Genomic DNA, 12246 nt, shown 5'->3' on the forward strand with positions numbered 1-12246 from the left:
CCCTGCATGGCTTGAGTAACGTCACAAACCGTATCGTTTTTTGTTTTGTTCAGCGATACGGCTCCGCAGTTTAGTTGTTTTTCTCGAGCGCCTCATCAAGCTTCTTTTGTCGCTCATCCATCAGTTTCTGCACGTTGTTAGCATCATCCACAAGTTGTTTTACCGAAGCGGGACTTATTGTCGTGAGGCCTAGCGGAGATTTCATGGGTTCATTTTTTGGCGTCGACAATCCCCCGAAAACGCTTGTATCTTCGGCACTCATTACCGTGATCTTAGTTGGGTCGAGGATGACCTCTTCTGATTCACCTCGTGCATTTGGTCTATCCGAGTAGTGCCAAACGCCTTGTTCATCTTGCCACTTGTATATTTTACCGCTGTTATCAGATGGGCTATCTGACACGCTCTTTACTTCTTGCGCCGCCTTTTGAAGGAGTTGCTTTCCTTCATAGCTCAACGCGTTTGCTTTACGGGAGGTGGCTTCCTCAATTTGCTCAAAACTCAGCCAAGGCTTGCCATCGGGACGCTTCAATACAAACAAACTGCCAAGACCGATGAGTAATATCATTATGAGGAAATAACTCGCTGACTTCATGATTAATCCTTTAATGCTCAGGTTGATACTGCTTGAGTATCTGATAGTACTCCTTCGACCCAAGAAACTCATCTAAAAACTGGTTGAGATGGAGGCAAGCTTTAGTGGCTTCGTCGTTTGCAGCAAACTGAAGTTGTAATGGTGCGCTATCAATCACGGTTAAATTTTCCAAACGCTCGTTTAGCAGCTCGTAGTGCCGTTGATACCACTCGAGAGTTGGTTTCGCTACTACACCAAACTGCTCATTATTGACCTCGCTTTTCGCCAACGCTAATAAGATCTCGAGTTCAGAATAAAAGTCACGGCGCTCGATTTCACCATGATTAACGGCGTCTTCAAATTTGGGATAGGTATACCCAAAACGCGCGAACATCACCATTCCATTAAAACCTCGATGCTCGCTGATCCCACTATTTTTTTGGATCACGACAACATCATCCACCTGAATTAGCGGTCGACTCCAGCAATGGGTTGTAGTGCCTAAGAACCACACTTCCGATTCGATCCGAGCATCGACTTGCTGGGTTTCGATTAACTTGAGAGTGCGCACTTCCGGTGCGTATTCGATTTTGAGTGGTTGCTTAGTTTTGGCTGAATAGGCATTCAGAATATCAAGCACAATGCCAGTGCCTTGCTCAGGCGCTAATACATAGGGTGGATAAGGGGAATTTAGCAATACGACAGACAATGGCCGCTCGGAAGCTGCCAAAGAAAAACACACACAAAAATAAGACACTATCACGATTAAAAAACGCATAAACTCTCCGTGTTGGGGAGACAATGCCGCTCCTTGGGATCTTCTGTTCACGGTCTGAATCGATGAATCGAGAAGTAAAAAGGCGCATCCGTTGCGCCTTTTTTAAGGAGAATGAAAAAATCGTTACGCGTCTCTAATTAAATACCATCTCCGTCAATATGCAAGCCACATTCACGATTTAATCCAAAGAAACGTGTTTCTTCTTCCGTCATACCGGGTTCTAATTTACGTGTTGTGTGCACATCGCCCATCGAAACATAACCTTGCTCCCAGAGAGGGTGGTATGGCAAATCGTGTTTCGTGAGGTATTGGTAAATATCACGGTTGTGCCATTCAATGATCGGATACACTTTCACCGTACCACGGCTTATTTCCAGAATTGGCTTTTCCGCACGTGTCGACGATTGGCTACGACGCAGACCGCTAAACCACGTACCTGCACCAATGTCCTTTAAAGCGCGAGTCATTGGTTCGACTTTATTCAACTGATTATATTGTTTAATACCCGCTTCGCCCTGCTCCCAGAGTTTACCAAAACGTGCTTCTTGCCAAGCAGGACCACAGGAGCCTGATACACTTTTAAATTCAGTTTTAGACGCTCAGTTAAGTAATCCACAAACTGATATGTTTCAGGAAACAAATACCCGGTATCGGTCAGCACGACCGGAATATCTGGACGGGCTTGCGTGACCAAATGCAACATCACGGCTGCTTGAATACCAAAACTAGACGATAAAAATGCAGTGTCAGGTAAGTTTTCAAGTGCCCATGCCACTCGCTCTTCCGCTGTCTTTGATGACAGCAAGGTATTTGCTTGTGCCAACAACGCAGCTTGTTCTTCCGAACCTAACTGCAATAACTGTTTATAGTCGCTCATATGCTTTCTTGGCAGCTTTGCTGCCAAGCCTCATTCAATTAAGCGTGAAAGTCTGTCTTTGAGACTTTGACTTCGGCTACGATGCCTTTACGAATAACAAAGTCACCAAAACCTTCTTCGCTTTGACGCTCTGCAACCCATTGACCAATCAATTCATCGAGGGCTGGTAAGTAAACGTTTTCACCCACGTTCTCAAGATAAAGTTTCGGAATACGCGTGCCTTCACGGTTACCACCTAAATACACGTTGTATTTACCCGGTCCTTTTCCAACTAAGCCTACTTCCGCCAACATGGCTCGACCACACCCGTTCGGGCAGCCCACTACACGCAGAATAATGTGGTCTTCAGCCACATTGTGCTTTGCAAGTAACACTTCAACCTTGTCGATTAACTCTGGTAAATAACGCTCCGCTTCAGCCATCGCTAATGGACACGTTGGCAGAGCCACACACGCCATTGAGTTTTTACGCTGCTCCGTGTGGGTATCGTCAATTAGTCCATGTTCACGGGCGAGCTGTTCAATCACCACTTTTTGGTCCGCAGGCACACCAGCGATAATCAAGTTCTGGTTTGCTGTCATGCGGAAATCCCCTTGGTGAATTTCTGCAATTTTTCGGCAACCCGTTTTAAGAGGCTTGTTAGGGAAATCGAGAATACGACCGTTTTGGATAAACACGGTTAAGTGGAACTTGCCATCAATACCTTCTACCCAACCAAAGCGGTCGCCACGGTGTGTGAATTCATATGGACGGCTTTGTTCGAATTTTACACCTGCGCGATTTTCCACTTCTGCTTTGAATGCATCTGTACCGAAGGTATCTAAGGTGTACTTTGTTTTCGCATTCTTACGGTTAACACGGTTACCCCAATCACGTTGTACAGACACGACGTGCTCTGCAATCTTCAACGTATGCTCAAGTGGAATAAAACCAAGATCATCCGCTTTACGTGGGTACGTTTCCACATCGCCGTGTGTCATCGCAAGGCCGCCACCAACGAGCACGTTAAACCCAACTAACTTGCCGTTGTCAGCAATGGCAACAAAGTTTAAGTCGTTCGCATGCACGTCGACTTCGTTATTCGGCGGAATAACAACCGTTGTTTTAAATTTACGCGGCAAGTACGTTGACCCTAAGATAGGCTCTTCGGTGGTCTCTGTTTTTTCACCATTCAACCAAATTTCTGCATAGGCTTTGGTGTGAGGCAGGAGGTGCTCAGAAATTTTCTTCGCCCACTCATACGCTTCTTGATGCAGCTCAGACTCAACCGGGTTGGTCGTACACAGTACGTTACGGTTCACGTCACCTGCCGTCGCAATGGAGTCAATTCCGACGCTATTGAGCATTTGGTGCATGTCTTTAATATTCGGTTTTAATACGCCATGGAACTGAAATGTTTGACGTGTCGTTAAACGAATACTGCCGTACATCGTCTTTTCATCGGCGAACGTATCAATCGCTAACCACTGCGCTGGCGTAATGATCCCACCAGGCATACGGGCGCGAAGCATCACGTTATGCAATGGTTCTAATTTCTGTTTTGTGCGCTCTGGACGAATGTCACGGTCATCTTGCTGATACATACCGTGGAAACGGATCAACTGGAAGTTATCGCCGTTAAAACCACCCGTTAGCGGATCCGATAAATCCGCTTCTATCGTGCCACGTAAAAAGTTGCTTTGTGTTTTTAAGCGCTCGTTATCTGCCAATTTTGCATTCGGGTCGAGCTTACTGTTTGGCTTGAATTCTGAATTGCTCATTTTAAATCCTAAATTCTGTTCTTTGACGGTAGTAAACGTGTAATTTGGTGGTGTTTGCGTCGCTACTCGCCGCAAACCTCCACACAAGAATTAGTACACGTCTTTTTGATAACGATGCGCACTGCGCAACTCTTTTAAATATTCTTCCGCTTGTTCTGCATCGCGACCACTGTGCGACACAAGTACATCGACAAGCGCTTGATGTACGTCTTTTGCCATGCGGTTTGCGTCACCACAGATATAAACATGCGCGCCTTTTTCAAGCCAAGCAACAACGTCTGCACCTTTTTCACGAATACGATCTTGCACATACACTTTTTGCGCTTGGTCTCGGCTAAACGCCAGATCGACGTTTGTCAGTAAACCTGATTTCACGTAACCTTGAATTTCAACTTGGTACAAGAAATCTTGGGTAAAGTGAGGATTACCAAAGAACAACCAGTTCTCTCCTTCCGCGCCGCGTGCATCGCGCTCTTGTAAGAACGCGCGGAATGGCGCAATACCTGTACCCGGACCAATCATGATTACTGGCGTCGCATCATTTTGCGGAAGACGGAAATTATCATTGTGCTCAGAGAAAACCTTCACTTTTGCGCCTTCTTCTGCACGTAAAGCAAGGTAACCCGAACAACCGCCGTGGTGTGTTTCACCAAAGGCATCAAATTCGACTAAACCGACCGTTAAGTGAACTTCTTCCTCTACTTCAGCTTGACTAGAAGCAATAGAATAAAGACGGGCTTGAACTTTTCGACAGCAGTCCACCAGCGTTTGAGCGTCAATTGTTGCCGGATTTTGTTTGATGACATCGAAAATTTGACGTGCTGCGATGTATTCGCGAAGCGCAGCTTTATCTGCCGCGACCGCTTGCAAGTCAGCGCTATTCGTTGCTTGCGCGTACTTTTCAACAAAGCCCGGATAAGATTGTGTCAGCTCGAGTTTTTCGATTAGCGCATCACGTAACGTGATTTGCTCGTCCGCGACGTTCACAAGCGTAGATGCATCCAACTTCAACAACGCAATTATTTCCTCAACTCGCGCTTCATCATTGAGGAAATAAACACCCAATGAATCACCAGGTTGATAGGTGATACCTGACCCTTCCAACGAAATTTCAATGTGGCGAACGTCTTTTGTTGAATCACGACCCGTGATTTTTTGTACTACAGACAGTTCTGCGTCAAATGGGTTTTGTTTCGTGTATTGAGATTCAAGTGATGCACTGATTGCAAACGGATTTGCGGTAACGTTCTGCGCACCAGCTTGTGCTTTAATTAACGGCTCGAATGCGTCGAGTGCACCCGTAATCCAAGTTGCGGCTTCCGCGTCATAATCAACATCCAGATCGGCACGAGGATGCAGTACTTCAGCACCAAGTGCGCTCAGGCGCGTTTCAAAATCTTTTGCGGTTTGGCAGAAAAATTCATAGCTTGTATCACCAAGCCCCAATACCGCGATTTTTGCCCCTTCAAGTTTAGGTGCTTTTTTACTCGCTAAGAAGGCATGCAGCGTCTCTGCAGGCTCAGGTGGCTCACCCTCACCGTATGTCGAAACGGCAATAGCAATAAACTTTTCTTTCTTTAAGTTGGCGGGCTTGTAATCGGCCATATTCACAAGTTGAACAGCCAAACCTCGTGATTCTGCTTGTTCTTTTAACTTGTTTGCCACGCCTTTCGCGTTACCCGTTTGCGAACCATATAAAATCGTCAATGACGCACTTTCGCCTGCTGCAGCTACTGGTGCAATACCGCCCAAAGACGCACTGTTCGCACTCGCCGCTAAATAACCACTCACCCACGCTTGTTGGATTGGATTTAGCTCAGCCACTAACCCTTGTAATTTCTGAATTTGCTCTTGTGTTAGCGGACTTGCCGCGGCACTGAGTAGGTTTAACAACATCTGATGATTCCCCGTAACCCGAAATGGTGGCACTCCGATTCCCGGAGTATGGATTTCTATACGTGCAGGATACTGAGATCTACGCCCAACAAAAAAGAATAGAATCGCCTTTGTTATTCCATTTAGTTATTGAAAACACTTTTATCCTTAAAAAACAGTTTTAAAGAATTATTTAATAAATCGGGACAAAGCATGTTAACATTGCTGCAACAAAGGTAACGTAAGCTCAGCCTTTGTTTTTTATAACTTAAATAAAGAGAAAACAATGAAACACGGGAATATAACTAAACTATTAGCGCTATCTGCACTGAGCAGCGCGTTTATGGCGTCGGCTGATGTAGCCAATGGCGGCTTTGAAACGTGGTCTAATGGCGTACCGAGTAATTGGTCTATTATCGACAGTGGTATTAACGTTACGTCGACGACACAAATCGTCAAAGCCGGCCAAACCGCGGCAAAAGTAACGGTCAATACAGGTACGCAAGGCGATACTGACTTTTTACAAGACATCGCTGTAGAAGCAGGAAAAAGCTATACCTTTAGTACTTGGGTATATCACACTGAAGGTGGTATCAAGGCACGCTTGATTGCAGATGGCTACCAAAACTATTCAGACCCTTTTACACTGAATCAGTGGCAACAAATAAGTTTTAATTACACAGCATCTGCATCGAAGACCATTCAAATTGGTCTTCGTTTTTATGATGTCAGTGGTTTTGATGGCAGTGAAGTTGTCTATGTAGATGATTTCCAGCCAAGTGAGACAAGCACAACGCCTCCACCACAAAGCTGTAGCGCCCATAACGTTGCATTGACGTTGACCACAGATAGTTACGCAAGCGAAACTAGCTGGACGTTAAAAGCAGGAAGTACACAAGTTGCATCCGGCAACGGTTACAACAACAATGCAACTGTGACTGAAAACTTCTGCTTAAACGATGGTGATTATACTTTCACTATTTTTGATGCATACGGTGACGGTATCTGTTGTAGCTACGGCAATGGCAATTACGCACTAAAAGAAGGCTCGACAGAACTCGCGTCAGGTAGCAGCTTTACATCTCAACAAAGCCACAATTTTACTCTTGGTTCAGGCGATACCGGTGGTGGTGACACAGGTGGCAATAATGGTGGTGATACCACGGGTTATTATGCATCAGCACAAGGCCTTAATGGTTTCGCGTTGAAAACAGCATTATACAACATCATTAATAACCATCAGAACCAAGGCTATAGCGCGATTTGGAACTTCTACGACCAATACGAGCGCGATACGTACTTCGAAAAAGATAACTCAATTCTTGACCGTTACTCTGAAAAACCAAGTGGTGCTGATAGCATTCATTTCACGGCCGTTACGGACCAATGTGGCACGTACAGCACGGAAGGTGGTTGTTACAACCGTGAGCATTCTTTCCCGAAAAGCTGGTTTGGCGGCACAGTAGAACCGATGCATTCAGATGTTCATCACATCTTCGCAACAGACGGCTACGTGAACTCTAAGCGTAGCAACTACCCTTATGGTGAAGTGGCGAGTGCAAGCTATGTATCAAGTAATGGCAGCAAGCTAGGTTCAGCGTCAACATCGCTTGGTTATACTGGCACCGTGTTTGAACCAATTGACGCCTTTAAAGGTGATTTCGCTCGTGCGTATTTCTACATGGCAACACGCTACCAGAATGTCATTTCAACTTGGGAAAAGAACACCACGTACAGCGATGCAGTACTAAACGGTACAAGTGATGTCGTGTTCGAACCTTGGGTTATCAACATGCTAAAACGTTGGCACCAAAATGACCCGGTTGATGCAATTGAGCGTGCGCGCAATGATGCCGCATTCAATCATCAAGGTAACCGTAATCCGTACGTTGACCACCCAGAATACGTAGAAGCAATTTGGTAATAAACATTATCTGAGTTTTAGAAGGGCCTCGTGCCCTTCTTTTTTATCCGGCTTTTAAAGCGCAATCTAAGCGATCTCGACCCGATCCCGGCCATGTGTTTTAGCAAGATAGAGTGCTTTATCTGCTTTTGCAATCAACTCACTTTTATCCATATCCACTTTCACAAACGCCATGCCAAAGCTGGCGGTGATCGGATGCACCGCTTTGTTCTGCTCTTTGTTCTTCACGGATAATTTGCTGATGTCTTGACGTAGCAATTGGACAAAATTCACAGCTTCACCAACACTGCTAAAGCAGGCTAGGATACAAAACTCCTCACCACCATAACGATAAGCAGCACCTTTACCTTCTGTCTGACGAGAGATTTTGGCCGCTATTTTTTTCAGCGTTTCATCGCCTGTTTGATGCCCAAAAGTATCATTTAACGATTTGAAATGGTCGACATCGATAAATATCAACGCCGCTTGTTTCAGATCCGTGAAAGACTGACAAAAATGCACGACATCCTCATCAAATTTGCCGCGATTGTACAAACCAGTGAGTTTATCAATACTTGCTTGGATCTGAGAATCGAGTAATGCTTCTCGCAATTCGGTAATTTCTTGATATGCAAATTCGAGTTTTTTCTGAAACGAAAACGCTTCTTGTTGCATAGTAATGGATTCTGCGGTTAAGCGTTCAACGTAGTTCAGTACCCCATCAAACGATTCCACATTATTACGTTTAATGTTGTAAAGACCCGCGTAACACTCAGCCAATACGGCAGAATAATCTTGTGCAGTCTCAAGGGTTTTAGCAATATCACCTTGCACAGTGGAAATAGCGCCATGAAAAGAGCCAGAAAGTTCATGGAAAAGGGCTAAATCTCGCTCAGACAAGTACCTATCAAAAAGTCGTCTAGCTACATGAGGAGGGCATGTCGCTAAATGAGCAATGGTGGCATCAAGTTCTTGGTTCAACGCAGGCTGGGAGCCTGAAACATAGCAATACCATATCGCGTAATTCATTGGTGTGACGGGAATCGCATACTTCACCATTAAAGGTACTGCTTTTTTTAAGCATTGCGCAGAATGTGCTAACGAGGCCTCGAATTCCATCAGTAAAGATCCATCAAAGGGCCGTTCCTTTTTTCAGAATGACCAAATTGTTTTTGTAATAATGTGAATCTTGCTTTTCCAGCAAAAATAATACTAAAGCACTAATTTATAATAATCAATTGAAAACGCAGTATTAAATGTATTTTTACTGAACAAATTTGTGAATTTAAGCCAAATCGCCATCAGCCTTTTATTTCTTTAACATCAATAAAGCTCACTTAGGGTAACAAAAAGGACAAATGCGCAAGCAAGCTATACAGAAATAAACCTATTGATACCCCTTGCAACATGAAAGGCCGTAAACAAAAAAAAATGCCACCGAATACCGGTGGCATTTGCTTTACACGCTCAAGCAGTAGAACTCACGACCTTCCTTGCGAACACGGTCTACCGCGCTAAGACTCTGTAGCTCTCTTTAGCTCTATATTATGCTGATATCGTTTCTTCGATCCTTGGAAAAAAACTGGCTTAGTCCTTTAAGCCAATACCAACATGTCAATCCTTAATTCGTTAACGTGGATTGATGGTCAAGGGAGATAAAGACATTCTCGCGTTACCACTTGCACCCATCTGACCAACATACTGACGGCCTTCGAATAAGGTATAAAATACATCAACGTAGTCATCATCATTGCTGAACCAATGATCTGGCATCGCTTTTATTAGCTGGTTCGTTAATTGTGGGATAAGCGCATACCCTTGCACGGTTGGATCAGGGATGGCACGCATTGCTGCTGCAACAATATCGAGTAACGTCGTTGCCAGCGTTTTGTAGTTTGTATTGTCATCATGTTCCATCAGCAGCACATCCGCAGCCTGCCAGCGGTAACGATCCCAATAAATCAGAATTTGGTTTGGCGCATAATCACGACCATCCGTATCTAGGTATGGCATATCAACCACATCTAAGACCGGCTCATCACGGCTTGGATTTACACCATTCACGACAGCATAAATCTCCGCGTCACCTAAAATCCACGGCTCTTGGTCATCATTTAAGCGAATTCGGTTGATCACACTTGTTGAAATTGGTGCATCAGTCCCTGAAATACTTTGGTCTTTTGCTGCAAACGTCACACCGCGCGCTCTATCAAACTCAGCTTGCATAACGGCTAAACCTTCACGTAGGCTCTGCTTTGCATTCACCTCTAGCACTAAAACAGGCACGTTAGGTTGTGCGTAAACATCAAGAAGATGCACATTACCTTTTGAATCAAATGCTTCAATGTATTGCCATTGTTTTTCATCGCCTTGAGGTGCGTACGCAATCAATGGGGTTTCACCTTGCTGCCACTGCGCAAGCATCTCGCCATTCACCAAACGTAGTCGATATAACTGTTGGCCGTCTTCGTTAAGACCCTGCATAGCTCGGGTTTGCGAATTAAACGAGCGAAGTTGTTGTTTTAAGGTACTTGGCGCGCGTAATTCATCTACCGATACATTTAACTGGTAACTTGAAAAGGCACTTTGCCAGTGCGCTGCGCTCTGCGGTAATTGCTTAGCTAGTTGCTTCGCCATGATTTGCTTTTGCGAAAAAACAGACATGCTCTGTTGTTCAACTGTTAACGTTTGTTCAACAGGTTCAGCATTGACGTTTGCCGCTGTGGTCGCCGCTAGGCCTGCGAATAAGATGGTCGATAATGCGTTCATTGTTTGTTCCTTGCTATCCTCGTGTGCGAAACAAACATTAAACTTTATTTAACAAATGATCAACAATTTTACCTGTTAAATATAATTTTTTTGCAATCGGATCGATATTCGACCTAGTTCAAAAACGAAAAACAACCCGTTTGTATTATGCTTAGTCATTAAAAATAAATGATTTTCCACGAACCACGAAGACACCAATGCTTCAACGCTTTGTTAAATGGAAATAGCTGAAAACCTGACATTGAACGCAAATAGAGCCGCTGGCTTATCCGATTTATGTCTCAAGAAGGAAGCGTTAAGCTGGAGGGTTTACACCGTAATCCACGTTGTAAAACCAATCTTCACTAATAACTCAATAATGGCTAGAGCAAAAATTCTAAAGGGTTAATAAAAGGAAAATCGATTGAATGGAGAGTGCGGCTATACCCTGTATCATCCTTCAACAGGGTAAAGCGTGATTTCGATACCCGCGCCAATTGCGGAAATACGCAGCAACGTATCAACGTGAAGCGCTTGCGAGTAACATTTTGGCGAGACGCCAGAACTGAAACCAAGATCAAAAGTACGTTTTGAGCAGGATAACCATTGTTTCAAGCCTTCTCGTGAGCACGACTCGATTAACTCACACAAGTGATTTATGGCTTTATCTGGGCTGCTAACTTCTTCCCCAGCTTCGATACGAGCTAGCTGACGAAATTCGTCTTTATCGTAATGCAATACAACAGCTTGCTTACTTAAATCGGCAACCAATACACTGATATCTTGTTTAGATTCAAGCTCAAGATCGACATTTAAAAACTGAATTTCTGGTTTCAAGCGAAACAACCCTCTTTACAAAATAATCTATTACACCGCTCAGTTTATCGAAGTACTGCATGACTTGCTACGCGAAAAGCCATTTTGCCTAAAATTTGTTTAACAAACCAATTTTGGGAATGAAACAAGCTATGTTACTGTGCCTGCAAACAATAAAAAGAATATCTGGTTATGCCATCAGCTTGGTTGAAAACGGCTCGGAAAATTCACAAAACACTCGGCTACTTGCTAGCAATTCAACTCTTCTTTTGGCTATTGGGCGGCCTAATTATGAGTGCGATCCCGCTTGAAAAAGTCCATGGTAAACATCTAGCGCAACGTCAGATAGATAACCCATTTGTTTTTAAGGATTATTCAGGTTGGCCTCTTCTACCATGGGACTCCTTTGGTGCCTTGCACAACGTTGAGTTGACACACTTCTTAACCACGCCAGTCATTAAAATCATCGAAGATAACGATACGCGCTACTTTAACGGAATAACCGCGCAACCCTTTGCCGCACCGACCCAAACAGACATTATCATGCAAGCAAAAGCGCATTTAATGGATAAAACGAAAAGTATTAAACACATCGAGAAGGTAGAAAAAGGGCCAAGAGAAGTGGGTTACCGCGAACAGGTTTGGCGTGTTGAAATGGCCGACACACTTTCAACCACGCTGTACCTAGACGCTCAATCAGGACAAGTCGTGACCGTGCGAAGCCGTTTATGGCGTATATTCGACTTTTTCTGGATGCTTCACATTATGGATTACAACGAACGTGAAGACTTTAATAACCCATTGCTTATCACCTTCTCCGCAACGAGCGTGCTGTTTTGCTTAAGCGGCATCATATTGCTATTTCAGTCACCCCCTTGGCGACGTCGACGCACGCAAAAATAAACCGCATTCATTGCA

At 44.3% G+C, this 12246-nt stretch carries 9 protein-coding genes and 1 pseudogene; 2 read left to right on the plus strand and 8 right to left on the minus strand.

What is annotated here, in order from left to right:
- Positions 1–70: 70 nt before the first annotated feature.
- The 5 genes and pseudogenes from J5O05_RS08910 to J5O05_RS08930 form a co-directional block, all read right to left on the minus strand.
- Complete coding sequence (locus J5O05_RS08910; RefSeq protein WP_208841770.1) at positions 71–592, minus strand: DUF4124 domain-containing protein; 522 nt, start codon at positions 590–592, stop codon at positions 71–73.
- 10 nt (positions 593–602) lie between these two features.
- Positions 603–1349, minus strand: coding sequence for a type 2 periplasmic-binding domain-containing protein (locus J5O05_RS08915; RefSeq protein ID WP_208841771.1), 747 nt, complete (start codon positions 1347–1349; stop codon positions 603–605).
- 137 nt (positions 1350–1486) lie between these two features.
- Positions 1487–2226: pseudogene (locus J5O05_RS08920) on the minus strand (phosphoadenylyl-sulfate reductase).
- Positions 2227–2264: 38 nt separating this feature from the next.
- Positions 2265–3986 carry an assimilatory sulfite reductase (NADPH) hemoprotein subunit gene (gene cysI / locus J5O05_RS08925; RefSeq protein ID WP_208841772.1) on the minus strand — a complete coding sequence of 574 codons (1722 nt, stop codon included), beginning with the start codon at positions 3984–3986 and terminating at the stop codon, positions 2265–2267.
- Between the two features lie 90 nt (positions 3987–4076).
- The gene (locus J5O05_RS08930) at positions 4077–5882 is read right to left on the minus strand and encodes an assimilatory sulfite reductase (NADPH) flavoprotein subunit (protein WP_208841773.1); all 1806 of its coding nucleotides are present in this window, start codon (positions 5880–5882) and stop codon (positions 4077–4079) included.
- 265 nt (positions 5883–6147) lie between these two features.
- Here J5O05_RS08930 and J5O05_RS08935 point away from each other — a divergent pair, with 265 nt between their 5' ends.
- Positions 6148–7785: an endonuclease gene (locus J5O05_RS08935; protein WP_208841774.1), complete on the plus strand. Its 1638-nt coding sequence runs from the start codon at positions 6148–6150 to the stop codon at positions 7783–7785.
- Positions 7786–7851: 66 nt separating this feature from the next.
- Here J5O05_RS08935 and J5O05_RS08940 read toward each other — a convergent pair whose 3' ends face one another.
- From J5O05_RS08940 to J5O05_RS08950, 3 genes are all read right to left on the minus strand, one after another.
- Positions 7852–8823, minus strand: coding sequence for a GGDEF domain-containing protein (locus J5O05_RS08940; protein WP_244369514.1), 972 nt, complete (start codon positions 8821–8823; stop codon positions 7852–7854).
- Between the two features lie 570 nt (positions 8824–9393).
- On the minus strand, positions 9394–10533 hold the full coding sequence (locus J5O05_RS08945; RefSeq protein WP_208841776.1) for a DUF3103 family protein: 1140 nt from the start codon (positions 10531–10533) through the stop codon (positions 9394–9396).
- A 432-nt stretch (positions 10534–10965) separates the two neighbouring features.
- Positions 10966–11349, minus strand: coding sequence for a hypothetical protein (locus J5O05_RS08950; RefSeq protein WP_208841777.1), 384 nt, complete (start codon positions 11347–11349; stop codon positions 10966–10968).
- 171 nt (positions 11350–11520) lie between these two features.
- Here J5O05_RS08950 and J5O05_RS08955 point away from each other — a divergent pair, with 171 nt between their 5' ends.
- Positions 11521–12231 carry a hypothetical protein gene (locus J5O05_RS08955; RefSeq protein WP_208841778.1) on the plus strand — a complete coding sequence of 237 codons (711 nt, stop codon included), beginning with the start codon at positions 11521–11523 and terminating at the stop codon, positions 12229–12231.
- Positions 12232–12246 lie beyond the last annotated feature (15 nt).

Origin of the sequence: Pseudoalteromonas xiamenensis, from assembly GCF_017638925.1 — a bacterium.
In the GTDB taxonomy this organism is placed as follows: Bacteria; Pseudomonadota; Gammaproteobacteria; order Enterobacterales; family Alteromonadaceae; genus Pseudoalteromonas; species Pseudoalteromonas xiamenensis.